The organism is Pseudomonas sp. AAC (genome assembly GCF_000725445.1).
Taxonomy (GTDB): Bacteria; Pseudomonadota; Gammaproteobacteria; order Pseudomonadales; family Pseudomonadaceae; genus Pseudomonas; species Pseudomonas citronellolis.
Genome location: NZ_KL647095.1, coordinates 322,335 through 347,545 on the forward strand (window position 1 = coordinate 322,335; position 25,211 = coordinate 347,545).

The 25,211-nt window shown below is 67.3% G+C and carries 24 protein-coding genes and 1 riboswitch; of the genes, 14 read left to right on the forward strand and 10 right to left on the reverse strand.

The annotated features are described in order from the left end of the window. The first annotated feature begins 154 nt into the window (after nucleotides 1–154). The 4 genes from FG99_RS07065 (at nucleotide 155) to FG99_RS07080 (ending at nucleotide 4,582) form a co-directional block, all read left to right on the forward strand. Entirely contained in the window at nucleotides 155–952 is a 798-nt protein-coding gene (locus tag FG99_RS07065) for a transporter substrate-binding domain-containing protein (protein ID WP_043268415.1), read from the forward strand. A 72-nt stretch (nucleotides 953–1,024) separates the two neighbouring features. Beyond that, the gene (locus FG99_RS07070; RefSeq protein ID WP_009613709.1) at nucleotides 1,025–1,987 is read left to right on the forward strand and encodes an amino acid ABC transporter permease; all 963 of its coding nucleotides are present in this window, start codon (nucleotides 1,025–1,027) and stop codon (nucleotides 1,985–1,987) included. Beyond that, nucleotides 1,980–2,714 (forward strand): amino acid ABC transporter ATP-binding protein, encoded by a 735-nt coding sequence (locus tag FG99_RS07075; RefSeq protein ID WP_043268418.1) that lies wholly within the window; start codon nucleotides 1,980–1,982, stop codon nucleotides 2,712–2,714. Before FG99_RS07070 ends, FG99_RS07075 begins: the two co-directional genes overlap by 8 nt. A 557-nt stretch (nucleotides 2,715–3,271) precedes the next feature. Further along, on the forward strand, nucleotides 3,272–4,582 hold the full coding sequence (locus FG99_RS07080; RefSeq protein ID WP_043268243.1) for an IS4 family transposase: 1,311 nt from the start codon (nucleotides 3,272–3,274) through the stop codon (nucleotides 4,580–4,582). A gap of 63 nt (nucleotides 4,583–4,645) precedes the next feature. On the opposite strand, the gene FG99_RS07085 is transcribed toward FG99_RS07080, so the two are convergent. The 6 genes from FG99_RS07085 to FG99_RS07110 form a co-directional block, all read right to left on the reverse strand. Continuing rightward, nucleotides 4,646–6,640 (reverse strand): RNA helicase RhlE2, encoded by a 1,995-nt coding sequence (locus FG99_RS07085; protein WP_043268420.1) that lies wholly within the window; start codon nucleotides 6,638–6,640, stop codon nucleotides 4,646–4,648. A 247-nt stretch (nucleotides 6,641–6,887) separates the two neighbouring features. Next, the gene (locus FG99_RS07090) at nucleotides 6,888–7,952 is read right to left on the reverse strand and encodes a hypothetical protein (RefSeq protein WP_043268422.1); all 1,065 of its coding nucleotides are present in this window, start codon (nucleotides 7,950–7,952) and stop codon (nucleotides 6,888–6,890) included. Between the two features lie 69 nt (nucleotides 7,953–8,021). Continuing rightward, nucleotides 8,022–8,867: a methylenetetrahydrofolate reductase [NAD(P)H] gene (gene metF, locus FG99_RS07095; RefSeq protein WP_043268424.1), complete on the reverse strand. Its 846-nt coding sequence runs from the start codon at nucleotides 8,865–8,867 to the stop codon at nucleotides 8,022–8,024. A gap of 84 nt (nucleotides 8,868–8,951) precedes the next feature. Continuing rightward, a complete protein-coding gene (gene ahcY / locus FG99_RS07100; protein WP_009613696.1) occupies nucleotides 8,952–10,361 on the reverse strand; it encodes an adenosylhomocysteinase in 1,410 nt (469 codons plus the stop codon). 22 nt (nucleotides 10,362–10,383) lie between these two features. Then, a riboswitch (S-adenosyl-L-homocysteine riboswitch) is annotated at nucleotides 10,384–10,487 on the reverse strand. Between the two features lie 149 nt (nucleotides 10,488–10,636). Next, entirely contained in the window at nucleotides 10,637–11,860 is a 1,224-nt protein-coding gene (locus tag FG99_RS07105; RefSeq protein ID WP_043268426.1) for a CaiB/BaiF CoA transferase family protein, read from the reverse strand. 96 nt (nucleotides 11,861–11,956) lie between these two features. Continuing rightward, entirely contained in the window at nucleotides 11,957–13,138 is a 1,182-nt protein-coding gene (locus FG99_RS07110) for an acyl-CoA dehydrogenase (protein ID WP_009613692.1), read from the reverse strand. A gap of 214 nt (nucleotides 13,139–13,352) precedes the next feature. Between FG99_RS07110 and FG99_RS07115 the strand changes: the two genes are divergently transcribed. From FG99_RS07115 to FG99_RS07135, 5 genes are all read left to right on the forward strand, one after another. Further along, on the forward strand, nucleotides 13,353–14,261 hold the full coding sequence (locus FG99_RS07115; protein WP_043268428.1) for a LysR family transcriptional regulator: 909 nt from the start codon (nucleotides 13,353–13,355) through the stop codon (nucleotides 14,259–14,261). Between the two features lie 117 nt (nucleotides 14,262–14,378). Beyond that, on the forward strand, nucleotides 14,379–14,786 hold the full coding sequence (locus FG99_RS07120; protein ID WP_009613689.1) for an acyl-CoA thioesterase: 408 nt from the start codon (nucleotides 14,379–14,381) through the stop codon (nucleotides 14,784–14,786). 131 nt (nucleotides 14,787–14,917) lie between these two features. Next, nucleotides 14,918–15,925, forward strand: a complete 1,008-nt coding sequence (locus FG99_RS07125; RefSeq protein WP_043268430.1) for an ABC transporter substrate-binding protein — start codon at nucleotides 14,918–14,920, stop codon at nucleotides 15,923–15,925. 58 nt (nucleotides 15,926–15,983) lie between these two features. Then, entirely contained in the window at nucleotides 15,984–16,790 is an 807-nt protein-coding gene (locus FG99_RS07130) for an ABC transporter permease (protein WP_009613685.1), read from the forward strand. Then, nucleotides 16,790–17,566: an ABC transporter ATP-binding protein gene (locus FG99_RS07135; RefSeq protein ID WP_043268432.1), complete on the forward strand. Its 777-nt coding sequence runs from the start codon at nucleotides 16,790–16,792 to the stop codon at nucleotides 17,564–17,566. Before FG99_RS07130 ends, FG99_RS07135 begins: the two co-directional genes overlap by 1 nt. A 3-nt stretch (nucleotides 17,567–17,569) precedes the next feature. Here FG99_RS07135 and FG99_RS07140 read toward each other — a convergent pair whose 3' ends face one another. Beyond that, nucleotides 17,570–18,460: a TPM domain-containing protein gene (locus FG99_RS07140; protein ID WP_232244718.1), complete on the reverse strand. Its 891-nt coding sequence runs from the start codon at nucleotides 18,458–18,460 to the stop codon at nucleotides 17,570–17,572. Between the two features lie 2 nt (nucleotides 18,461–18,462). Beyond that, nucleotides 18,463–19,077, reverse strand: coding sequence for a LemA family protein (locus FG99_RS07145; protein ID WP_009613681.1), 615 nt, complete (start codon nucleotides 19,075–19,077; stop codon nucleotides 18,463–18,465). Nucleotides 19,078–19,231: 154 nt separating this feature from the next. Here FG99_RS07145 and FG99_RS07150 point away from each other — a divergent pair, with 154 nt between their 5' ends. From FG99_RS07150 to FG99_RS07160, 3 genes are all read left to right on the forward strand, one after another. Then, nucleotides 19,232–20,062 (forward strand): EamA family transporter, encoded by an 831-nt coding sequence (locus tag FG99_RS07150; protein ID WP_043268436.1) that lies wholly within the window; start codon nucleotides 19,232–19,234, stop codon nucleotides 20,060–20,062. A gap of 119 nt (nucleotides 20,063–20,181) precedes the next feature. After that, on the forward strand, nucleotides 20,182–20,568 hold the full coding sequence (locus FG99_RS07155) for an MAPEG family protein (RefSeq protein WP_009613679.1): 387 nt from the start codon (nucleotides 20,182–20,184) through the stop codon (nucleotides 20,566–20,568). Nucleotides 20,569–20,699: 131 nt separating this feature from the next. Then, entirely contained in the window at nucleotides 20,700–21,158 is a 459-nt protein-coding gene (locus tag FG99_RS07160) for a c-type cytochrome (protein ID WP_043268438.1), read from the forward strand. Between the two features lie 331 nt (nucleotides 21,159–21,489). Here the strand turns inward: FG99_RS07160 and FG99_RS07165 are convergent, their stop codons facing one another. Further along, complete coding sequence (locus FG99_RS07165; protein WP_043268440.1) at nucleotides 21,490–21,876, reverse strand: DUF1090 domain-containing protein; 387 nt, start codon at nucleotides 21,874–21,876, stop codon at nucleotides 21,490–21,492. A gap of 149 nt (nucleotides 21,877–22,025) precedes the next feature. Here FG99_RS07165 and FG99_RS07170 point away from each other — a divergent pair, with 149 nt between their 5' ends. Then, nucleotides 22,026–23,015 (forward strand): CE1 family esterase, encoded by a 990-nt coding sequence (locus FG99_RS07170; RefSeq protein ID WP_043268442.1) that lies wholly within the window; start codon nucleotides 22,026–22,028, stop codon nucleotides 23,013–23,015. On the opposite strand, the gene FG99_RS07175 is transcribed toward FG99_RS07170, so the two are convergent. Continuing rightward, on the reverse strand, nucleotides 22,994–23,737 hold the full coding sequence (locus FG99_RS07175) for a metallophosphoesterase (RefSeq protein ID WP_043268444.1): 744 nt from the start codon (nucleotides 23,735–23,737) through the stop codon (nucleotides 22,994–22,996). The genes FG99_RS07170 and FG99_RS07175 overlap by 22 nt on opposite strands. Nucleotides 23,738–23,907: 170 nt before the next feature. Between FG99_RS07175 and FG99_RS07180 the strand changes: the two genes are divergently transcribed. After that, nucleotides 23,908–25,209: a ferredoxin reductase family protein gene (locus FG99_RS07180; RefSeq protein WP_043268447.1), complete on the forward strand. Its 1,302-nt coding sequence runs from the start codon at nucleotides 23,908–23,910 to the stop codon at nucleotides 25,207–25,209. Nucleotides 25,210–25,211: the final 2 nt, after the last annotated feature.

A 25,211-nucleotide genomic window follows, 5' to 3' on the forward strand; every position in this document is an offset into this window, starting at 1 on the left:
GCCATCGATCCAGAAAGACTCCCGACGGACGGCGACAGAGGGTAGGATTCGCACCCTTCAGCGCCCGGCGAGGCTTCGCGCGGCATAAAGACCGCAGCTGGATGCCGTGCCGACGTGCGCACGACTCAATTTCGACTGTCTGGGAGTGTGGGGAATGAAAAAGTATCTGGCATCGCTGCTGCTGGGCGTCTGCGCCCTGGTCGGCGTGAACGCGGCGCAAGCCGGCGCCATCGACGAAGCGGTCAAGCGCGGCAGCCTGCGGGTGGGCATGGACCCGACCTACATGCCGTTCGAGATGACCAACAAGCGTGGCCAGATCGTCGGCTTCGAAGTCGACCTGCTCAAGGCCATGGCCAAGGCCATGGGCGTCAAGCTGGAGCTGGTCTCCACCAGCTACGACGGCATCATCCCGGCGCTGCTGACCGACAAGTTCGACATGATCGGCTCGGGCATGACCCTGACCCAGGAACGCAACCTGCGGGTCAACTTCTCCGATCCCTTCATCGTGGTCGGCCAGACCCTGCTGATCCGCAAGGAGCTGGAAGGCACCATCAAGTCCTACAAGGACCTGAACGACGCCAAGTACCGCATCACCTCGAAGATCGGCACCACCGGCGAGTTCGTCGCCAAGAAGCAGCTGTCCAAGGCCCAGTACCACGGCTTCGACAACGAGCCCGAGGCGGTCATGGACGTGGTCAACGGCAAGGCCGACGCCTTCATCTACGACTCGCCCTACAACGTGGTCGCGGTCGGCAAGTTCGGCGCCGGCAAGCTGGTGTTCCTCGACCAGCCGTTCACCTACGAACCGCTGGCCTTCGGCCTGAAGAAGGGCGACTACGACTCGATCAACTGGATCAACAACTTCCTCAAGCAGATCCACGAGGACGGGACCTACGATCGTCTGCACGATAAGTGGTTCAAGAGCACCGACTGGCTGAAGGACATGGAGTAATCCGCGTCCGACGCTGTTCGACCCGACGCGCAGGCCCCGGCCTGCGCGTTCGCATTTTCACGGTAAAGATACGTGACTAGAAGCAAACGCCCCACCTGGCCCTGGCATGGGCTGACCGCGCTGATCCTCCTGCTGATCGGCCTGGCCATCTGGTATTCCACCTCGCTGATTTCCTACGAGTGGCGCTGGAACCGCGTTCCCCAGTACTTCGCCTACCAGGCGGAGGAACCGCAACGTGCGGACGCCGTCTCGCGGGTGGAGAAGATCGAGGATTCCGGCCGCGAGGCCCGCGTCACCCTGGTCGACGACGACGGCAAACAGCAGGTGCTGAACGTGGCCGGCGACAGCCTGCAGTTCTCCGAGAACGACGACGTCGGCGAAGGCGACGTGGTCGGCGTGCAGCGCCACTGGGCCGCGGGCCCGTTGGCCTGGGGCCTGTGGACCACGCTGTGGATCTCCTTCGTCTCCGGCGCGATCGGCCTGGCCATCGGCCTGTTCACCGGCCTCTGCCGGCTGTCGAAGAACCCCACGCTGCACGACCTCTCGACGCTCTACGTCGAGCTGGTGCGCGGCACGCCGCTGCTGGTGCAGATCTTCATCTTCTATTTCTTCATCGGCACCGTGCTCAACCTGTCCCGCGAGTTCGCCGGGGTGGCCGCGCTGGCGCTGTTCACCGGCGCCTACGTGGCCGAGATCGTCCGCGCCGGCGTACAGTCCATCGCCCGCGGCCAGGACGAGGCGGCGCGCTCCCTGGGCCTGAGCGCGGCGCAGTCGATGCGCCACGTGATCCTGCCGCAGGCCTTCAAGCGCGTGCTGCCGCCGTTGGCCGGGCAGTTCATCAGCCTGGTCAAGGACACCTCGCTGGTCTCGGTGATCGCCATCACCGAACTGACCAAGAGCGGCCGCGAGGCCATCACCACCTCGTTCTCCACCTTCGAGATCTGGTTCTGCGTGGCCGCGCTCTACCTCGTCATCAACCTGCCGCTGTCGCATATGGCGAGCCGGCTGGAACGGAGGCTCGGACAAAGTGATTGAAGTCCGCAACCTGACCAAGGTGTTCGACACCCGCGGCCACGTGGTGCGCGCGGTGGACGACGTGACCACCCGCGTGGACAGGGGCGAGGTGGTGGTGGTGATCGGGCCCTCCGGCTCGGGCAAGTCCACCTTCCTGCGCTGCCTCAACGGCCTGGAGGAGTTCGACTCCGGCTCGGTGAGCATCGACGGCGTCGACCTGGCCAACCCGAAGACCGACATCAACGCCTACCGCCGCGAAGTCGGCATGGTGTTCCAGCACTTCAACCTGTTCCCGCACATGACCGTGCTGGAGAACCTGTGCCTGGCGCAGAAGGTGGTGCGCAAGCGCGGCAAGGCCGAGCGCGAGGAGAAGGCGAAGGCGCTGCTGGCCAAGGTCGGTATCGGCCAGAAGGCCAACGAGTACCCCTCGCGCCTGTCCGGCGGCCAGCAGCAGCGCGTGGCCATCGCCCGCGCGCTGTGCATGGAGCCGAAGGTGATGCTGTTCGACGAGCCGACCTCGGCGCTCGACCCGGAGATGGTCGGCGAGGTGCTCGACGTGATGAAGGCCCTGGCAGTGGAAGGCATGACCATGGTCTGCGTCACCCACGAAATGGGCTTCGCCCGCGAAGTGGCCGACCGCGTGCTGTTCTTTGACCACGGCAAGTTGTTGGAAGACGCGCCGCCGGCGCAGTTCTTCGAACAGCCGGCCGATCCTCGGGCGCAGAGCTTTTTGCGGCAGGTGCTTTGAGTACTTGGTGAATGACACGAAGCCGCCCTTTGGGGCGGCTTTTTTGTTGCCTGTCGCGAACCGTGTTTCCCTTTGGCGACGGCGTGTCGGCTCAACTCCGCTCCCTCTCCCTAACCCTCTCCCTGAAGGGAGAGGGGACCGTTCGGTGTGTTCGGGTGTTTCGGCGTTAGCCGGCTACCACGAAGTTTCCGATTGGCGCCAAAACCTTTCTCGGCACGGACAAGCCCCCCTCTCCCTGAAGGGAGAGGGGCCGTTCGGTGTGCTCGGGTATTTCGGCGTTAGCCGGCTGCTACGAAGTTTCCGATTGACGCCAAGACCTCTCTCGGCACGGACAAGCTCCCTCTCCCTTCAGGGAGAGGGCTGGGGAGAGGGTGCTCTTAGCAAATGCCTGCCGCGAACACCATTCGCAAGCAAGCTCGCTCCTACAGGACCAGACCCTGCGCACAGCCAAGAAAAAACCGCCCCGAGGGGTAATGCCAGTCAGTTAAGGCTGACACATTGACCTTTAGTCTGCAGGCCGCAAAATCCGATGCTTGGAAACGAGCATCGGATTTTTTATGCGCCTGTCACAAGCCCTGTCCCTCACTCACGAAATGGCATCGCGGCCTCATGCGCTGGAGGGGCTGGGAGCTTTGCTCGATCCAGACATCGTGAAACAGGCTTTCGAGACTGCAGGTGTCTCGACCATTCGCAAGCGTCGTCTTCCGCTTGAAAGCCTGGTGTGGTGCATCATCGGCATGGCGTTGTTCCGCCGGATGTCGGCTTGGGATGTCGTGAACCACATGGACATCATGCTACCGGGCAAGCGGCCGCTGGTGGCGCCCAGCGCTGTTGTGCAAGGGCGGCAGCGGCTGGGTAGCGAAGCTGTACGCGAAGTCTTTACGCTGACCCAGCAGCGATGGCACGAAGAAACCAAACATCCGCAGTGGTTGGGATTGACGCTGCTTGGCGTGGACGGCGTTGTCTGGAATACGCCTGATACCGCAGAAAATCGTGCGTGCTACGGCAGCGCGACCAACCAGCATGGTGACGGCAGCTTTCCTCAAGTTCGGATGGTCTGTCAGATGGAGCTGACCAGCCATCTACTGATAAGCAGCACTTTCGAGGGCTATCACAGTAGCGAAATGAAGCTGGCAGAACAGCTGATCGCCACCACGCCGAATCATTCGTTGACCCTGTTCGACAAAGGTTTCTACTCGTTGGGCTTGCTGCATCACTGGCAATCGCACGGCGAGCATCGACACTGGCTGATCCCTTTGAAAAAGGGCACTCAGTATGAGGTAGAGCACAAGCTTGGGCGCAATGATGCCCAGGTCGTTCTGCGTACATCGCCTCAGGCTCGCAAACAATGGCCAGACTTGCCGTTGGAAATTCGAGCGAGGTTGCTGAGCAAAACGATCAAAGGAAAGGTGGTGAGCGTCTTGACCTCAATGACCGATCCGCTGCGTTTCCCTGGCGATGAGATCGTCGATCTTTACAGTCAGCGCTGGGAAATCGAACTGGGCTATCGGGAGATCAAGCAAGGACTTTTGGGCGGCGAATACACCCTGAGAAGCAAGACTCCGGAGATGATTGCGCAAGAACTGTGGGGCGTGCTGCTGGGCTACAACCTGTTACGTTATCAGATGGTACAGATGTCGAGGCAGTGCCCGGGGGTATACCCATGCGAAATGAGTTTTACCGCCTGCAGTTGGGCAATCCTGGGCTTGCTGCATGGCACGTCGCTGAACCATCCCGGTAACTTGCCAGGATTTCTGGCAGATTTGCAGGCCTCAGCGGCGCAGTATGTCCTACCTCATCGGCGACCTGATCGCTGGTTCCCGAGAACGGTGAAGCAGCGACCAGCAAAATATTCGACACGAAAATGAAAATGCCAGTCAGCTTAACTGACTGGCATTACCCCGAGGGGCGGTTTCTTCAGCAACTGGCACTCAACGATTGCGCGTCAGCAGCGCCGGGCGTTCGCCCTTGTCGCGGCGCGGTTCCAGTTCTTCCAGTTGCTCGGCGGTGGGGAAGCGGTCGCCGCGGACCAGGTCGCGCTTGTTGATCACCACCGGCTGGCGGGTCGGCTTGGCGGCGCCGTACTCGCTCGGCTCGCGCAGCGGCGCATCGCTCATCAGCGAGGGTTGGCCCTTGCCGCCGCGCTTGCGGGCGGCGCGCTGCTTGCCCTGGGCGTTGCCGCCCTGGCCGCCGCGGGCCTGGCCGTTGGCGTTCTTGCCGCGGGCGCCCTGGCCGCCCTGGCCGGTGCCCTTCTGACCCGGCTTGCCCTGCTTCTGGCCTTGGCCCTGAGCCTGAGCTTGGCCCTGGCCGCGGGCACGCTGGCCCTGGGACGCCTGGCCCTGGCCCTGGGGCTGGCCGCCGCGACGGCGTTGGCCGCGTTGCACGTCCTTGTCCGGGAAGGGGCTGACGTAGTCGGCGCGGTTGCCGAAGTTGTCGTAGTCGTCGTCGAGGAATTCCTCGGGATCGCGGTTCTGGCCCTGCGCCGCCGGCTTGGGTTGCCTGGGCTGCTTGGGTTGGGCGTCGCCGCGCGGGGCCTGCTGCTCGCCCTGGGCCTGGGCCTCGCCCTTCTTCTTGCCGCGACCGCCACGGCGGCGGCGCTTACCGGCCGGCTTGTCGCCCTGCTCGGCGCCGGCGTCGGCATGGGCTGCCTCGGCGGCGGGTTGCGCCTGCTGCGGCTCCTTGTCCCTGGGCTTGCGCTCGCGCTTGGCCTTGTCCTTGCGTGGCTGGCGCTGGGGCTGTTCCTTGGGCTCGGGCAGGGCCACTTCCGGCAGCACCGCCTCGGGGTCGAAGCCCTGGGTGTCGCCGGCGGGAATCTGTTGCCTGGTCAGGCGCTCGATGGCCTTGAGCAGCTTCTCTTCGTCCGGGGCCACCAGCGAGATGGCCTCGCCGCTGCGCCCGGCACGGCCGGTGCGGCCGATGCGGTGGACGTAGTCTTCCTCGACGTTGGGCAGCTCGTAGTTGACCACGTGGGGCAACTGGTCGATGTCCAGGCCGCGGGCGGCGATGTCGGTGGCCACCAGGATGCGCACGTCGTTGGTCTTGAAGTCGGCCAGGGCCTTGGTGCGCGCGTTCTGGCTCTTGTTGCCGTGGATCGCGGCGGCCGGCAGGCCGTGTTTGCTCAGGTATTCGGCGAGGCGGTTGGCGCCGTGCTTGGTGCGAGTGAAGACCAGCACCTGCTCCCAGGCGCCCACGGTCACCAGGTGCGCCAGCAGGGCGCGCTTCTGTACCGAGGGGATGCGGAACACGCGCTGTTCGATGCGCTCGACGGTGGTGTTCGGCGGGGTGACCTCGATGCGCTCGGGGTTGTGCAGCAGCTTGTTGGCGAGGTCGGTGATGTCTTTCGAGAAGGTCGCCGAGAACAGCAGGTTCTGGCGCTTGGGCGGCAGCTTGGCGAGGACCTTCTTGACGTCGTGGATGAAGCCCATGTCGAGCATGCGGTCGGCTTCGTCGAGGACCAGGATTTCCACGCGGGAGAGGTCGACGCTGCCCTGGCCGATCAGGTCGAGCAGGCGGCCGGGGCAGGCCACCAGCACGTCGACGCCCTTGGACATGGCCTGGACCTGGGGATTCATGCCGACGCCGCCGAAGATGCAGGCGCTCTTCAGGGGCAGGTCGCGGGCATAGACCTTGAAGCTGTCGTGGACCTGGGCGGCCAGCTCGCGGGTCGGCGTCAGCACCAGCACGCGCGCCTGGCGCGGGCCGTGGCGGTGTTCACGGTCGGGATGGCCTTCGGGGAACAGCCGCTCGAGCACCGGAAGGGCGAAGCCACCGGTCTTGCCGGTGCCGGTCTGGGCCGCGACCATCAGGTCGCGACCTTGCAATACGGCGGGAATCGCCCGCTCCTGGACAGGGGTGGGCTGGCTGTAGCCCGCCGCCTCTACTGCGCGGGCCAGCGCCTCGGAGAGACCGAGGGAGGAAAAGGACATGCGGGGTATTCCTATATGAGCCGGCGGCTGGCCGGCGAATGTGAAGTCACCAAGTTCTTCGAACTCCTCTGTACCCTCGTTCCCGTGGCGGGAAGAGGGACGGCGCGGGGCGCTGCGTATGCACCCATGGCCGAGCTACTGGCAGGGGCCCTCGCGGGCTCCTCCGGGGGCCGGCGGCAAGGGCCGCCGGCCTGGGGTTGCGCCCGGCCCCGGAAGGGCAGAGGCGCTGCCAGCGCTGGCCTGCCGTTCAGAGCAGGTCCTGCTGGCGTAGGTGCCGGCGTATCTCCTCGAGCCTTGGGCCGAGGAGATGGCGCAACACCTTTTGGTTCAGCCATTCACCGAGCTGCTCTTGCACCGGCTGGTCGGGATGGCGCGCGATGACATTGGTCACGGCCTTTTCCCACCAGACGGGGCCGCAGGCCCGGTCGAACTCGTTGTCGTAGTCGTGGCACCCGTAGAACAGCTCCAGGCTGAACTGGCGCATCGGGACCGGCAACGGCAGTGTTCTCAGCTTGTACAACAGGCGCGCGGCACGTGGTGGACGCGGCAGGCGGTCGGTCACCAGTTGGGTGTCGTCGAGAGCCAGGGGGCTGAGAAGGGACGTTCGGTGCTTGTGCAGCCAGGCCTGGACTTTCGCCCGGAACAACTGCTTGCGGCTCCAATAATGGTGGATGAGGTCGGTACAGCCGACCGGTTCCAGTTGTCTGTAGGCCGCAATCGCCAGAACGAACTCTTCAAGATTATAGGCTGCGCGGGCAATTGGGTAGAGGTCATCCATCAATTCCAACGAACGGTCGAGTACGGCGGCGTCTTTGCGGGCCAGCCCGATCACCCCGGAATTGATCAGCGGCGTCCGTTCGTCGGCCAGCCCGCGGGCCTTCAGGGGCTCGATCAACTGGCGGTAGACGGGCGCCTGCGAGTCGCCAAGCCGGTGCCGCACGGCGTTGCACAGCAGGGCGCCGGGCCGCACCTGGGCGAACAGCCGGGCCGGCGATACGCGGAAGAAGGTGTCGGTGTCGATCAGCACGGCGGCGGGCAGTTCGTCGAGCGCCTGGCGCAGGGCCACGTGCTTGGCGCGGAAGTGATAGCCGTGCGGCCCGTACCAGCCGGCCAGGGTGCCTGCGTCGATGTGGCGCACCCGCACCGGCAGCCCGGCGTAGGGGGCGCCGTCATCGGTGACGACCTGGATGTCCAGGCGCAGCTGCGGCGTTTCCCGTGCCCGGGCGATGGCGCTGGCGATGCTGAACAGGGCTTCCTGATGGTAGGTCTGGCGACCGTACACGAGGTAGATCAGAGAGGGGGCATGTGCCATGCCATGTGCAACCTCTAGCGTCCTGGTCGGTGAACCGCCGCCCGTGGCGGGCGGCGGAACGCCGTTGCGCTAGCGGGGCAGCTTCAGGTTTTTCCACAGTGCCAGGCTGGGGTCGGCCTGGTTCAGCGTGTAGAAATGCAGCCCGGGGGCGCCGCCGTCCAGCAGACGTTCGCACATCTCGGTGATCACCTGCTCGCCGAAGGACTGGATGCTGGCGATGTCGTCGCCATAGGCTTCCAGCTGCTTGCGGATCCAGCGGGGGATTTCGGCGCCACAGGCGTCCGAGAAACGCGCCAGCTTAGAGTAGTTGGTGATCGGCATGATGCCCGGGACGATCGGGATGTCGACGCCCAACTTCTGTGCACGCTCGACGAAGTGGAAATAGCTGTCGGCGTTGAAGAAATACTGCGTGATTGCACTGTCAGCACCGGCCTTGACCTTGCGTACGAAATTGGCCAGATCGTGCTCGGAATTGCGTGCCTGCGGATGTACTTCCGGGTAGGCAGCGACCTCGATGTGGAAGTGGTCGCCGGTCTCGGCGCGGATGAACTCCACCAGCTCGTTGGCGTAGCGCAGCTCGCCGCTGGCCATGCCCATGCCCGAGGGCAGGTCGCCGCGCAGGGCGACGATGCGGCGGATGCCGGCGTCCTTGTAGTGGGCGAGCAGGGCGTGCAGCTCGGCCTTGGTGTCGCCGACGCAGGACAGGTGCGGCGCGGTGGGGACGTTCACCTCGCCGTCCAGCTGCAGGACGGTGACCAGGGTGCGGTCGCGGGTGGAACCGCCGGCGCCGTAGGTGCAGGAGAAGAAGTCCGGCTTGTAGCCGGCCAGCTGGCGCGCGGTGGCCAGCAGTTTTTCATGCCCGGCTTCGGTCTTGGCGGGGAAGAACTCGAAGCTGAAGCGGCGATCTTGGGACATGGCTTTTTCCAAGCTTGAAGCTTGAAGCCTGAGGCTGGAAGCGGAGCCGCCAGGGCTTCCAGCTTCCAGCTTCCGGCTTTCGGCTTAGTAGCGGTAAGTATCGGGCTTGAACGGACCTTCGACGGTCACGCCGATGTACTCGGCCTGTTTCGGCGTCAGTTGGGTGACCACGCCGCCGAAGCCGCGGACCATCTCCAGGGCGACTTCCTCGTCGAGCTTCTTCGGCAGCACTTCGACGGTCAGGCGCTTGGCCTTCTCGGCGGCCGGCTGGTCGGCGAACTTGCGCTCGAACAGGTGGATCTGCGCCAGCACCTGGTTGGCGAAGGAACCGTCCATGATGCGGCTCGGGTGGCCGGTGGCGTTGCCCAGGTTCACCAGGCGGCCCTCGGCGAGCAGGATCAGGTAGTCGTCGTTGTGCGGATCGAAGCCGTCCTTGCCGGTGCGGTGGATCTTGTGCACCTGCGGCTTGACCTCTTCCCAGGCCCAGGTCTTGCGCATGAAGGCGGTGTCGATCTCGTTGTCGAAGTGGCCGATGTTGCAGACCACGGCGCGCTTCTTCAGGGCCTTGAGCATGCCGGCGTCACAGACGTTGACGTTGCCGGTGGTGGTGACGATCAGGTCGATCTTGCCCAGCAGGGCGGCGTCGACGCTGGCCTCGGTGCCGTCGTTCAGGCCGTTCTTGTAGGGCGAGACGACTTCGAAGCCGTCCATGCAGGCCTGCATGGCGCAGATCGGGTCGACTTCCGAGACCTTGACGATCATGCCTTCCTGGCGCAGCGATTGCGCCGAGCCCTTGCCCACGTCGCCGTAGCCGATCACCAGGGCCTGCTTGCCGGACAGCAGGTGGTCGGTGCCGCGCTTGATGGCGTCGTTGAGGCTGTGGCGGCAGCCGTACTTGTTGTCGTTCTTGCTCTTGGTCACCGAGTCGTTGACGTTGATCGCCGGGACTTTCAGGGTGCCGGCCTTGAGCATGTCGAGCAGGCGGTGCACGCCGGTGGTGGTCTCTTCGGTGATGCCGTGGATCTTCTCCAGCATCGCCGGGTATTTCTTGTGCAGGATCTCGGTCAGGTCACCGCCGTCATCCAGCACCATGTTGGCGTCCCACGGCTGGCCATCCTTGAGGATGGTCTGCTCGATGCACCACTCGTATTCCTGCTCGGTCTCGCCCTTCCAGGCGAACACCGGGATGCCGGCGGCGGCGATGGCGGCGGCGGCCTGGTCCTGGGTGGAGAAGATGTTGCAGGACGACCAGCGCACTTCGGCGCCGAGGGCGACCAGGGTCTCGATGAGCACGCCGGTCTGGATGGTCATGTGGATGCAGCCGAGGATCTTGGCGCCCTTGAGCGGCTGGCTGGCGGCGTACTTGCGGCGCAGGCCCATCAGTGCCGGCATCTCGGACTCGGCGATGATCAGCTCGCGGCGGCCCCAGGCGGCCAGGGAAATGTCGGCGACTTTATAGTCGGTGAAACCGGCAGGCGTCATGACAGCGCTCATGCGTAACTCTCCATTCGTTGTCTGCGAATGGGCGCCGTTGATGCGTTAACGGCCGGCGGACGCCGACCGGGACGCGCCCCGTCCGAGCCTGACAAGCCTTGGCTTGCTGCAGCGCCCCTCGGAACGGGTGGCGGGAACGGCCGGAGCGGAGCCGGCCGGTGAAGCCTGCGGATTATAGCGATGCCGGGCGGCAAGCCAAAGGTTTTCCGTCGTCCGCCGGGCCCGCCCGCGCCGCGCCAGGGGCCGTGAATACCCTGGCGCGGCGGCGCACGGGTTCAGATCACGCCCTGCTCGCGCAGCTTGCCGATGGCGGCGGCGTCCAGGCCGAGCACGTTCTCGAGGATCTGCTCGGTGTGCTGGCCGAGGGTCGGTGGGGCGTTGCGGTACTCGACGGGGGTCTGCGACAGGCGGATCGGGCTGGCCACCTGGGGCACGCTGCCGGCCAGCGGGTGCGGCAGGTCCACGCGCAGGCCGCGGGCGATCACCTGCGGGTCGGCGAACACCTGGGCCAGGTCGTTGATCGGCCCGCAGGGCACGCCGGCCTGCTCCAGCGCGGTGATCCACTGCGCGGTGGTGCGCATCACCGTGGCCTGGCGGATCAGCGGGATCAGCACGTCGCGGTGGGCGACCCGCGCCTTGTTGCTGGCGAAGCGTTCGTCGTCGGCCCATTCCGGGTGCCCGGCCAGTTCGCAGAACTTGCGGAACTGCCCGTCGTTGCCGACGGTGAGGATCATGTCGCCGTCGGCGGTGGGGAAGTCCTGGTAGGGCACGATGTTCGGGTGGGCGTTGCCCAGCCGGCGCGGCGGGATGCCGGTGGTCAGGTAGTTCAGCGTCTGGTTGGCCAGGCAGGCCACCTGCACGTCGAGCAGGGCCATGTCGATGTGCTGGCCGATGCCGCTGACGTCGCGGTGGGCGAGGGCGGCGAGGATGGCGGTGGACGAGTACAGGCCGGTGAGGATGTCGGTCAGCGCCACGCCGACCTTCACCGGGCCGGCGCCTTCTTCGCTGTCGGAGCGCCCGGTGATGCTCATCAGGCCGCCCAGGCCCTGGATCATGAAGTCGTAGCCGGCGCGCTTGGCGTAGGGGCCGGTCTGGCCGAAGCCGGTGATGGAGCAGTAGATCAGCTTCGGGTTGAGCTGCTTGAGCGACTCGTAGTCCAGCCCGTAGCTTTTCAGCCCGCCGACCTTGAAGTTCTCCAGCACGATGTCGGCCTTGGCCGCCAGCTCGCGCACCAGGCGCTGGCCTTCGGGCTGGGTGAAATCGATGGTGAGGGATTTCTTGTTGCGGTTGGCCGACAGGTAGTAGGCCGCCTCGCTGGTGTCGCGGCCCTCGGCGTCCTTGAGGAACGGCGGGCCCCAGGCGCGGGTGTCGTCGCCGCTGCCGGGGCGTTCGATCTTGATCACTTCGGCGCCGAGGTCGGCGAGGATCTGCCCGGCCCAGGGGCCGGCCAGGACGCGGGAAAGGTCGAGAACGCGGATATGGGACAGGGCGCCGGACATGGATGACCTCGCAGAGGAGCTGGAAGCGGGAAGCTTGAAGCCGGAAGCCCGCGCCGGAGAGGCTTCCAGCTTCGGGCTTCCAGCTTATGGCTCGTCTTAGAAGAAAGCCTGGATGCCAGTCTGCGCGCGGCCGAGGATCAGCGCGTGGACGTCGTGGGTACCTTCATAGGTGTTCACCACTTCCAGGTTGACCAGGTGGCGGGCCACGCCGAACTCGTCGGAGATGCCGTTGCCGCCGAGCATGTCGCGGGCCATGCGGGCGATGTCCAGGGCCTTGCCGCAGCTGTTGCGCTTCATGATCGAGGTGATTTCCACCGCGGCGGTGCCTTCGTCCTTCATCCGGCCCAGGCGCAGGCAGCCTTGCAGGGCGAGGGTGATTTCGGTCTGCATGTCGGCCAGTTTCTTCTGGATCAGCTGGTTGGCGGCCAGCGGGCGGCCGAACTGCTTGCGGTCCAGGGTGTACTGGCGGGCGGTGTGCCAGCAGGCCTCGGCCGCGCCCAGGGCGCCCCAGGAGATGCCGTAGCGGGCCGAGTTCAGGCAGGTGAACGGGCCGCGCAGGCCGCGCACTTCGGGGAAGGCGTTCTCTTCGGGGACGAACACGTTGTCCATCACGATCTCGCCGGTGATGGAGGCGCGCAGGCCGACCTTGCCGTGGATGGCCGGGGCGCTCAGGCCTTCCCAGCCTTTCTCCAGGACGAAGCCGCGGATCTGGCCTTCGTCGTCCTTGGCCCAGACCACGAAGACGTCGGCGATCGGGCTGTTGGTGATCCACATCTTGGCGCCGGACAGGCGGTAGCCGCCGTCGACCTTCTTGGCGCGGGTGATCATCGAGCCCGGGTCGGAGCCGTGGTTCGGCTCGGTCAGGCCGAAGCAGCCGATGTATTCGCCGCTGGCCAGTTTCGGCAGGTACTTCTGCTTGGTGGCTTCGTTGCCGAACTCGTAGATCGGCACCATGACCAGGGACGACTGCACGCTCATCATCGAGCGGTAGCCGGAGTCGACGCGCTCGACCTCGCGGGCGATCAGGCCGTAGCACACGTAGTTCAGGCCGCTGCCGCCGTACTCGGCGGGGATGGTCGCGCCGAGCAGGCCGGTCTCGCCCATCTCGCGGAAGATCGCCGGGTCGGTCTGCTCATGGCGGAAGGCCTCCAGCACGCGCGGGGCCAGCTTGTCCTGGGCGAACTGCTGGGCGCTGTCGCGAACCATGCGCTCTTCTTCGGTGAGTTGCTGATCCAGCAGCAGCGGGTCTTCCCAGTTGAAGCTTGCTTTGGTGGCCATCGGGTTACCTCGGGGCAGTGACAGGGTGTCCGACCAGTTTAGGCGGACGCAGTGCGGTCGATCCTAGTCAGCCGCCGACCGGTGCGGCAACCGACTAATTCGCACGCTGTTGTGCTATTTTCTCACTCCGTGACCGCCCGGGCCCCATGAAACGAATGTTTGAATGGCCTGTTTCCCGGGCTTCGCGGATCACGAGATTCCCAAGAGGCATTCGATGCGGCGCAAGATCCCCACCACCGCGGCGCTGGTCAGCTTCGAGTCGGCGGCGCGCCACGAGAGCTTCACCAAGGCCGCCGAGGAACTGTCGCTGACGCAGAGCGCCATCTGCCGGCAGATCGCCGGGCTGGAGGCGTTCCTCGGCGTCGAACTGTTCCGCCGTTCGCGGCGCGGCGTCAAGCTCACCGAGGCGGGGCTGGGCTACAGCCGGCGCATCGCCGCGCGGCTGGACGCAGTGGAGCGCGACACCCTGGCGGTGATGGGCCAGCAGGGCGGCGGCAGCATCGAGCTGGCGGTGGTGCCGACCTTCGCCACCCAATGGCTGCTGCCGCGGCTCAAGGCCTTCAAGGGGCTGTACCCGGAAGTCACGGTGAACCTGACCAACCGCACCCGGCCCTTCCTCTTCGCCGACACCGACTTCGACTGCGCGCTGTACTTCGGCGACGGCGCCTGGTCCGGCACGGTCAAGCACTTCCTCATGCGCGAGAACCCGGTGCCGGTGTGCAGCCCCGAGCTGCTCGAAGGCCGCGCCAGCCTCAGCGCCGAGGCGATCGCCGCGCTGCCGCTGATGCAGCAGACCACCCGGCCCTATGCCTGGCGCCAGTGGTTCGGCTCCCTGGGCATGAGCGTCGCCCACGACATGAGCGGCACCCGCTACGAGCTGTTCTCCATGCTCGCCCAGGCGGCCGAGCAGGGCATGGGTGTGGCGCTGATCCCGCCGATGCTGATCCAGCGCGAGCTGGCCGAGGGCCGGCTGATCGTGGCGATGCAACATGCCTATTTGAGCGAGCATGCCTATTACCTGATGATTCCCGAGCGCAAGGTGGAATCCGCCATCGTCCGCGCCTTCCGCGACTGGCTGGTGGAGCAGGCGCGCATCTACCGCGAGGAGGCCGGCCTGGGCTGACTCCAGGCAGGACGCGCAGCGGCGATCCGCGCGATAATTGCGCAGCCGGCGGGGCTCGGCCCGTCAACTTGCCGACAAGGCATCGCGCTCACAAGGCGCAACCAGCAAGGAGTCACCATGAATTTCCACACCCGCAAATGGGTAAAACCCGAAGACCTCAACCCCAACGGCTCGCTGTTCGGCGGCAGCCTGCTGAAGTGGATAGACGAAGAAGCGGCCATCTACGCCATCGTCCAGCTGGGCAACCAGCGCGTGGTCACCAAGTTCATCTCCGAGATCAACTTCGTCAGCTCGGCGCGCACCGGCGACATCATCGAGATGGGCATCACCGCCACCGACTTCGGCCGCACCTCGATCACCCTGACCTGCCACGTGCGCAACAAGATCACCCGCAAGAGCATCCTCACCATCGACAAGATGGTCTTCGTCAACATGGGCCCGGACGGCCTGCCGGCGCCCCACGGCAAGACCGAGATCACCTACATCAAGGACCAGTTCAAGGACGGGGACGACCTCGAGCCCTGAGCCTGCGGGCCCGCAGCGACGCATCCAGGCTTTGCATCCGCGCGGTTTCGTGTGAGCCTGTGCCCGCCCACGGCGGGTGCGGGCCACCGCTCCCCCGTCGTACCACCACAGAAAAAGACCGGGGAGACACCATGCAAGCGCCCATCGCATCCACGCTGCGCCGCCTCGTCGCGGCCACCTGCTGCGCCGTCCTGCTGGGCGGCGCCGCCCAGGCCGCCGAGCCCAAGGCCGACCTCAAGCCCGAGGCCGGCACCTTCAAGATGGGCATGCAGCCCTGGCTGGGCTACGGCCAGTGGTACGTCGCCGAGCAGGCCGGGGCCTTCAAGGCCAACGGCCTGGACAAGGTCGAGCTGGTCAACTTCACCGAAGACAAGGACATGAACGCCGCCCTGGCCAGCGGCCAGATCGACGGCGGCAACCTCGCCACCCACACCGCCATGGCCATGGTCGCCGCCGGCCTGCCGGTGAAGATCGTCCTGCTGCTGGACCAGAGCACCAGCGCCGACGCGCTGATCGTCGACCCCTCGATCAAGACGCTGAAGGACCTCAAGGGCAAGCAGGTCGCCTATGAAGAGGGCACCACCAGCGACATCCTCCTGCACAGCGCCCTGCGCAAGGCCGGCCTGAGCCTGGCCGATGTGCAGCCGGTGCCGATGCCGGCGGCCAACGCCGGTTCCGCGCTGATCGCAGGCCAGGTGCCGGCGGCGGTGACCTACGAGCCCTACCTGAGCGCCGCCAGGCAGCAGAACCCGAAGGTCAACCTGCTGTACAAGGGCTCGGACGACCCGGGCATCATCAGCGACGTGTTCGTGGTCCGCGACGAGGTGCTCAAGCAGCGCCCCGGCCAGGTGCTGGCCCTGCTCAAGAGTTGGGAAGCCGGCCTGAAGCACTACCAGGCCCACACCGCCGAAGGCCGCGCGGCCATTGCCAAGGGCGTCGGCGCCGAGCCGGCGGAGCTGCAGAGCGCCTTCGACGGCGTGCGCTTCTATTCCCTGGGCGAGAACAAGGCCGAGCTGAAGGGCGCCTTCGTCAAGGACTCCTTCGCGCACATCCAGAAGGCCGCCAGCGAAGCCGGCATCATCCAGCAGCCGGTGACACCGGAGCAGGCCGTCGACACGCGCTTCGCCGAGGCGCTCTGACGCACCCCGCGCGCCGGCCGCAGGGTCGGCGCGTTTTCCCCGTTACCCCGAGCCTCGCATGAACGCCCGTAAACCCTCCCCGCTGTTCGTCATCGGCAAGCCGCTGGCGCGCACCCACCTGCTGCTGATCGGCGGCGGCGTATTCGTCCTGCTGGCCCTGGCCTGGTGGGCGGCCGGCGCCAGCGGCGCGGTGCCGAAGATCTTCCTGCCGGCGCCCGGCGACGTCTGGGCGCGCATGCTCAGGCTGGCCGCCGACGGCACCCTCTGGGCCGACCTGAAGGTCAGCGTCTACCGCATCCTGGTGGCCTTCGCGATTTCCTCGGCGATGTCCATCGTCATCGGCGTGTTCGCCGGCTGCTACGGCTTCTGGAAGGCCGCCACCGAACCGCTGGTGGACTTCGTGCGCTACATGCCGGTGGTGGCCTTCGTGCCGCTGAGCATCCTCTGGGCCGGCACCAGCGACTTCCAGAAATTCCTCATCATCTGGATCGGCACCTTCTTCCAGCAGGTGCTGATGGTGATGGACGCCATCAAGCGCGTGCCGCCGGACTTCGTCGGCCTCGGCCGGACCCTGGGCATGCCCGACCGGCGCATCCTCCTGAAGATCGTCCTACCCAGCGCCCTGCCGGGCATCTGGGACGCCCTGCGCATCAGCCTCGGCTGGGCCTGGACCTGGCTGGTGCTGGCCGAGCTGGTGGCCGCCACCTCGGGCCTGGGCTACCGCATCGTGGTGTCGCAGCGCTTCTTCCAGACCGACACCATCATCGGCTACATCCTGCTGCTCGGCCTGCTGGGGCTGGTCACCGACCAGGCCATGCGCGCCGCCGAGCGCGTCCTGTTCCGCTACAACCGGAGGCGCGGCTGATGGCGACCCTGGAGATTTCCGGCCTGAACAAGAGCTTCGCGGTCGGCAGAGAGCGCCGCGAGGTGCTGCGCAACATCGACCTGACCCTGGCGGACAACGAGTTCGTCTCCATCGTCGGCACCTCTGGCTGCGGCAAGAGCACCCTGCTGTCCATCGCTGCGGGGCTCGAGGACTTCGACAGCGGCAGCGTCAAGGTCGACGGCGTGCCCATCGCCGGCCCCGGCCTGGACCGCGGCGTGGTGTTCCAGGCCTACACCCTGCTGCCCTGGCTGACCGCGCGGCAGAACGTCGAGTTCGCCCTCAAGGCCGCCGGCCGCTCCCGCGCCGAGTGCCGCGAGATCGCCGCCGAGCACCTGCAGCTGGTGAAGCTGGAGAAGTTCGCCGACGCCTATCCCACCGAGCTTTCCGGCGGCATGAAGCAGCGCGTGGCGATCGCCCGGGCGCTGTCCTACCGGCCGAAGATCCTGCTGATGGACGAGCCCTTCGGCGCCCTGGACGCCATGACCCGCCACCAGATGCAGGAGCTGCTCACGCGCATCTGGGAGACGCACCGGCTGACGGTGATGTTCGTCACCCACGACGTCGAGGAGGCGGTCTACCTGTCCGACCGCATCGTGGTCATGGGCCTGGGCCCGGGGCGGATCAAGACCACCTTCGACGTGAACCTGCCGCGCCCGCGCCGCGAGGAGATGGCCGGCAGCGCCGAGTTCATCGAGCTGCAGCGCCAGGTGCTGCGCTCGATCCGCGAGGAAGAGGCCGGCGCCGCGGTGCTCTGAGGCTCACCAGCGGCCGGAGGCCCCGCCACCGCCGCTGGAACCCCCGCCACCGCCGAAGCCACCGCCACCCCGGCCACCGAAGCCGCCCCCGCCGAAACCGCCGCCGCGCCCGCCACGGAAGAAGCCGGCCGGCAGCAGGAAGAAGGGGTAGGCGATGAGGGCGAAGACGAAGGCGCTGACGCCGTTGTTGACCAGCGCGGCGAAGCTGAAGCTCAGCACCAGACTGAGCACGCCGGCCAGCACCCCGACGATCACGCTGCACACCACATAGCGGCCGAAGCTGCGCTGGCGCATGAACGGCAGCGGCAGCAGGCGCCCCAGCAGCGGCACGCCGGCCAGCAGGGCGAACAGCGGCAGCAGGCTGCCGGCCGGCAGGCCCAGGTCGTCGCCCTGCGCAGCCTGCTGGGGCTCGGGCAGCGCCTCGCCGTCGATCAGCTTCTCCAGGCTGTCCACCCCGGCCTGCACGCCGCCGGCGAAGTCGCCTTCGCGGAAGTGCGGGACTATCTGCTCGCGGATGATGCGCCCGGCCAGGACGTCGGTGATGGCGCCTTCCAGGCCGTAGCCGACCTCGATGCGCAGGGCGCGGTCGTCCTTGGCCACCACCAGCAGCACGCCGTCGTCCACGCCCTTGCGGCCCAGCTTCCACTGCTCGAAGGCGCGCACCGCGTACTGCTCGATGCTCTCCTCGCCGGTGCTGGGGATCATCAGCACCGCCAGTTGCGCGCCCTTGCGCTGCTCCAGCGCCGCCAACTGCTGCTCCAGCCGCTCGCGCTGCTCGGCGTCGAGGGTGGCGGTGAGGTCGGTGACCCGCGCGCTCAGCTGCGGCACGGCCACCTCGGCCCGCGCCAGGCCCGCGCAGCACAGCAGGGCCAGCGCCAGCAGCCAGGCGCGCATGCTCATTGCGCCGGTTGCGGCTGCGGCGTGCCGAAATCGACCTTGGGCGCGGTGGAGATGGCCGCCTCGTTCTCCACGCTGAAGTTGGCCTTGGGCTGGTAGCCGAAGATCTTCGCGGTGATCACCTGCGGGAACTGGCGGATCAGCACGTTGTAGTCCTGCACCGCCTTGACGTAGCGGCCGCGGGCCACGGTGATGCGGTTCTCGGTGCCTTCGAGCTGCGTCAGCAGGTCCTTGAACAGGCCGTCGGCCTTGAGCTGTGGATAATTCTCGGTGACCACCAGCAGCCGCGAGAGCGCCGAGCTGAGCTCGCCCTGGGCCTGCTGGAAGCGCTGCATGGCCGCCGCGTCGCCGAGCTGGTCGGCATTGAGGGTGGTGCTGCCGACCCTGGCCCGGGCCTCGGTGACCTGGGTGAGCACGGCGGCCTCGTGGGCGGCATAGCCTTTCACGGTGTTGACCAGGTTGGGCACCAGGTCGGCGCGCCGCTGGTACTGGTTGAGCACTTCGGACCAGGCCGCCTTGACCTGCTCGTCGCCGGCTTGCATGGCGTTGTAGCCGCAGCCGGTGAGCAGGGAGACGAGGACGTAGCAGCACAGGAACTTGAGCATTCGGGGCATGGCAGGGGACTCTGGCGATCGCGAAACCCCCAGTCTAGACCAGTCACGCCCCTCGGTGCGCAGCCGCGTGCGCACTTCAGGCCTTTCCGAGGCTTGCCGGGCATGGGGAGCGAGGCGCTAGAATCGCAACTGGTCTATACCAGGAAGCCCCGCCTTGTTCGCCACCGCCCTGGTGCTGCTCGCCGCCGTGCTCCACGCGGCCTGGAACACCCTCGTCAAATTCAGCGCCGACCGCCTGCTGGTGGTGGCCTGCATGGACCTCGTCGGCCTGCTCGTGGCCCTCGCCCTGCTGCCCTGGATCAGCCTGCCGCCGGCCGAGGTCTGGCCCTGGCTGGGCAGTGCCGTGGCCCTGCAGCTGGTCTACCGGGTGCTGCTGATCCAGGCCTACAAGGTCGGCGATCTCGGCCTGGTCTACCCGCTGATGCGCGGCCTGTCGCCGCTGGTGGTGCTGGCGCTGACGCTGCTGGTGGGCGGCGAGCAGCTCAGCGACCGGCAGGTCCTCGGCATCCTGCTGATCCCGCTGGGCATGCTGTTCCTGCTCAAGGGCGGCGGCGGTTCGCGGCTGCCCTGGATCGCCTTCCCCGTGGTGCTGCTGATGGGCCTGTGCATCGGCAGCTACACCTGGACCGACGGCCACGCCCTGAAGCGCTGGCCGCAGCCGCTGGACTACCTGGTGTGGCTGACGCTGCTCTCCGGCGTGCCCTTCCCGCTGCTCGCCCTGGGCGCGCGCACCCGCGCCTTCGCGCGCTTCTGGCAGACGCAGTGGAAGCTCGGCCTGAGCGTCGGCATCTGCGTGATGGCCAGCTACGGCCTGGTGCTCTGGGCCATGCAGCTGGGCTCGGTGGCCGAGGCCGCGGCGCTGCGCGAGACCAGCGTGGTGCTGGTGGTGCTGTTCGGCATGCGCTTCCTCAAGGAGCCCTTCGGGCTGCCGCGCCTGCTGGCGTGCAGCCTGGTGCTGGCGGGGATGCTGGTGATGAAACTCTGAGCTTGGCGAACAGGCCGCGAGATTGGCCGCTTTGGCGCACGCATCCGCCCGCCGGCCACTGACCTTCGCCTATGCTTGGCGGCAACCTGCCGACTTCCCAGCCGACGAGACCTCCGTTCATGCCCATCGCCTTCTGGTGCATCCTGATCGCCATCTTCCTGCCCTACCTGGGCACCAGCATCGCCAAGTTCACCGGCGGCGGCTTCGGCCCCCGGCAGAACCACGACCCGCGCACCTTCCTGGCCGGCCTGGAGGGCTACCGCAAGCGCGCCAACGCCTTCCAGCTGAACAGCTTCGAGGTCACCCCGGCCTTCGCCATCGCCGTGCTGGTGGCCTACGTGGTGGGCAACGCCGAGCCGGCGACCCTCGATACCCTGGCCATCGCCTGGCTGACCAGCCGTCTGCTCTACCTGATCTTCTACCTTGCCGACCTGGCGCTGCTGCGTTCGCTGGTGTGGTTCGTCGGCATGGCGCTGATCGCTGCCTTCTTTGTGGTCTCCGCCTGAACCGCAGCTGAACGGTTCGCGCATCGCTGCGGCGGATGGCCGCAGGCGGGCGCGCGGGCTCTGGATCAATGCCGGGCAGCGGCGGATAATCCGCCGCTCCCGTGTCTGGCCTGTCCTACAAGAGTCCGCTCATGAAGCTGAAGACCCTGCTCGTCCTGCTGTTGGCCGGTGCCGCCCTGGCCGGTTGCCACCGCCTCGATCCGAATTCCCCGCTGGCCAAGCGCCAGGCGATCTTCAAGCAGATGCTCCACGCCAGCGAGGACATGGGCGGCATGCTGCGCGGCCGCGTGGTCTTCGACGCCGAGAAATTCCGCGCCGACTCGGTTAAGCTCAACGAGCTGGCCGGCCAGCCCTGGCAGTATTTCCCCACCAGCAAGCCGACCGACGAGGGCGGCGACAGCCGCGCCAGGGACGAGCTGTGGCAGCGCCAGCTGGAGTTCCAGGCCGACGCCAAGACCTTCCAGCAGGCCGCCGCCGCGCTGGAGGCCAACACCCGCCAGGCCACCCCGACCGCCGACGGCGTGCGCAAGGACCTGGCCGCGGTGGAAGATGCCTGCGAGGCTTGCCACAAGAAGTTCAGGGCGCTCTGACGGGGGCTCCGCTTTTTTTGGAGCGAGCTTGCTCGCGAACAGCGTTTCCAGGCGACCTCGGTGTTTTGGTTTGACTCCGCTCCCTCTCCCCAGCCCTCTCCCTGAAGGGAGAGGGGGCTAGTCCGTGCCAAGAGAAGAAATGGTTTCAGCTGGAAACCACCGGAGCTGCCGGCTGACTCCAGAATCCCCAACCCTGCCCAACGGTCCCCTCTCCCTTCAGGGAGAGGGTTAGGGAGAGGGGCGGACTTATCCCAAGCACTGTTGCTACCGGTAGGCACCGTTCGCGAGCAAGCTCGCTCCTACAGGTAGCCAGTCAGGCAACCAGCCCTGCTCACTCCTCCAACTCCCGCTTCGCCTGCTCCAGCTCCGCGCGGGCCTCGGCCAGCTTGTCCTTGCGCTTCTCGATCTTTTCCGCGTCGCCCTTGTTCATGGCCTTGCGCAGGTCGCTTTCGCGCTGGCTGACTTCGCGCTCGGCGTCCAGCACGCGCTGGGTGCGCTTTTGCGTCAGGCTGCCGTCGGTGCAGTAGGTGCGGGCCTTTTCCAGGGCGGTTTCCAGGCCGGCGATGGCGCCCTTGTCGCCGCGGGCGCGGGCTTCTTCCAGCTTGCCGGCGATGGCCGCCTGCTTGGCGGCGCAGCCGCTCAGGGGCTGCTCGGGTTGCGCGGCGAAGGCGCCGGTGCAGAGCAGTGCGGCGAGGCTGAGGGTAATTGATCGGAACATTCTTGGGTCCTGCGTTACCAAATGAGATATCGATGCTGACGAACGTCTAGAGTTTGCCATTAAGCGCGCGCGTGGGGGTTGCCCCATGGCAGTCCGCGGCCTGGTCGATCCATTGAACGCGCTCCGTCGGGCGGAGCGGGGGAGGCTGGATGCGTATCGCGATTCGCCTGGTTCAGACGCTGATCCTGCTGTTGCTGGCGGCCCTGCTGGTGGGCGCCTGGTACCTGCTGCCCGGCGAGCAACTGCGCCCGCCGATGCTCACCGGGGTGAGCGAGGACAGCTCCCTGCGTGCCGGCGGCCTGCGCCGCGGCTACGTGCTCTACGTGCCGCCCAACCTGGTGCCGAACCCGGCGCTGCTGGTGGTGCTGCACGCCTCGCGCAGCAACGGCCAGCTGATGCGCCGCGACAGCGGCTTCGGCTTCGACGCCCTGGCCGACCGCGACGGCTTCCTGGTGCTCTACCCGGACGGCTTCGAGGGCCACTGGAACGACTGCCGCAAGGTGGCCAGCTACAGCGCGCGCGCCCGCAACATCGACGATGTGGCCTTCCTCACCCGGCTGGTGCGGCGGATTCAGCGCGAGCGCCAGGTGGACCCGCAGCGGGTGTTCTTCGCCGGCTACTCCAACGGCGGGCAGATGGCCCTGCGCATGGCCGCGGAGTCCGAACTGCCGCTGGCCGGGATCGCCCTGGTGGCGGCCAGCCTGCCGAGCGCGGCGAACGACGCTTGCAGCGAGTCGCAGCGGGCCGTGGCGGCGCTGCTGATGAACGGCACGCGCGACCCGATCAACCCCTACGGCGGCGGGCGGGTGAAGCTGTTCGGCTTCGGCGACCGCGGCGAAGTGCTCTCCAGCGAGGCTTCGGCCGGCGAGCTGGCGCGGCGCAACGGCATCAGCGCGCCGGCGCAGCGCGAGCCGCTGACGCGCCCCGGCCCGGTCTGGTCGGAGCGCTGGCAATGGCAGGGCGAGGGAATGCCGCCGGTGGAACTGGTGAGCGTGCACGGCGGCGGCCATCTGTTGTCGCAGCCGGGCTATCGGCCGCCGCGCCTGTTCGGCATGGCCGACCCCGAGCTGGACGGGCCGGCGGAGATCTGGCGCTTCTTCAAGCAGTTGCCGGTGGCTCAGACTTCCACGGTGCCGTAGGCGTCGAAGCCGCCCTGCTCGCCCGGGTAGCCGCCCGGGTTGGCCACCACCCGGGCGCGGCCGATGCGGTAGTCCAGGGCGTCGTGCACGTGGCCGTGCAGCCACAGGTCGCATTGCTGCACCAGATGCTCCAGGTCCGAGGCGAAGGCCGGCGACAGGCTGTCGCCGACATATTGCGGCGGAATGGAGCGGGCGCTGGGCGCATGGTGGGTGACCACCACGGTCGGCCCGGCGAAGGGCTCGGCCAGCTGCGCCGCCAGCCAGTCCCGCGAGGCCTGGAACAGTTGCTGGCTGAGCGCTGGGGTGAAGGGCGCGGTGAACCAGTCGATGCAGCTGAAATCGGGCATCAGGCGCAGCGCGCGTTGCAGCGTCAGCGGCAGGGTTTCCTCGCCGTAGAGCCGGAAGTCCGTCCACAGGGTGGCGCCGAGGATGCGCACGCCATCGATGACCACCGCGTCGTTCTCCAGGAAGTGGATGTCCAGGGCGCGGGCCAGGTTGCGCATGGCCTGGGTCAGCTCCGGCAGGTCGGCGTTGTAGAACTCGTGGTTGCCGGCGACGTAGACCACCGGCGTGTCGGGGAAGGCTTCGCGGGCCCAGTGCAGGCCCTGCAGGTGCTCGTGGATGTCGCCGGCCAGCACCACCAGGTCGGCGTCCACCGCGGGCAGCTCGCGGCGGCCGCCGAAGTGCTCGTGGTGCAGGTCGGAAAGGACGCGGATACGCATGCGGGTTGTCTCCTGGCCGGGTCCGGCATTGTGCGGCACGCCCGCGGCCTTGCCCAGCGCTTGACCTGGGTCATGGCAAGGCCGAACAGCGGAAAATTCCCATACGAGCTTCAGGGATGATTAAGGCCGCGCGCCCAGTCTCGGACCAGGCTCGCAACCAGGGAGGCCATATGAAGTTCGTAGGCATCGTCATCGCCACCATGTTGGCGGCGTTCGGGCTGGCGCTCGCGCTCGATCCGCCGGCCACTTTCGATATCTGGGTCCTGCGCAAGCAGGCCATCCTGCTGAGCGGCGTCGTCGCCTTCGCGCTGATGTCGCTGATCATGCTCCTGGCGGTACGCCCGGCCTGGCTGGAGCGGCCGCTGGGCGGGCTCGACCGCATGTACCGGGTGCACCGCTGGGCGGGCATCCTGGCCATCAGCCTGGGCCTGCTGCACTACCTGCTGGAGCTGGGCGGGCCGCTGCTGGCGAAATTCGTCGCCAAGCCGGCGAAGGGGCCGCGGGTGGAGACCTTCCTCGAGGTCTTCCGCGGCTCGGCCAAGGAGCTGGGCGAGTGGTCGGCCTGGTTGCTCGCCGCCATGCTGGTGCTGACGCTCTGGCAGCGCTTCCCCTACCACCTGTGGCGCTACGTGCACAAAGCGCTGGCGCTGGTCTACCTGGTGCTGGCCTTCCATGGCGTGGTGCTGGCGCCAGCCGGCTACTGGGCGCAGCCGCTGGGCTGGCTGCTGGCGCTGTGCGCGGCGCTGGGCTCGGTGTGCGCGCTGATCGCCCTGAGCGGGCGCATCGGCCGGCGGCGCACGCACCAGGGCGTGGTGGTGGCGGTAGCGCGGCCCGGCGAGCGCATGCTGGAAGTCACCTGCCGGCTCGGCCGCAACTGGCGGCACAAGGCCGGGCAGTTCGCCTTCCTCACCTGCGACCGCCTGGAGGGGCAACATCCCTTCAGCATTTCCAGCGCCGACCAGGGCAACGGCGAGGTGCGCTTCAGCATCAAGGCCCTGGGCGACTACACCCGGCGCCTGCAGGACTCTCTGGCGCCGGGCGATGCGGTCAAGGTCGAGGGGCCCTATGGCTGCTTCGATTTCCGCCGCGGCGGCGAGCGCCAGGTGTGGATCGCCGGCGGCATCGGCATCACGCCCTTCCTGGCCTGGCTGGAGGCGCTGCAGCAGCACCCGGCCGATGCGCCGGAAGTGGAACTGCACTACTGCGTGCGCAGCCCCGCCGACGCCATCTACGCCGGGCGCCTGCGCGAGCTGTGCGACGGCCTGCCCAGCGTGGCGCTGAAGGTCCACTACAGCGCCGAAGAGGGCTACCTGCGCGGTGACGACCTGAGCATGGCGCCGGACGCCTCCGGTCGCTGGCCGAGCCTGTGGTTCTGCGGCCCGCAGGGCCTGGCCGACCTGCTGCGGCGCGACCTCGGCCGGCGCGGCATGCCGGCGCGCAATTTCCACCAGGAAGCCTTCCGCCTGCGCTGAGG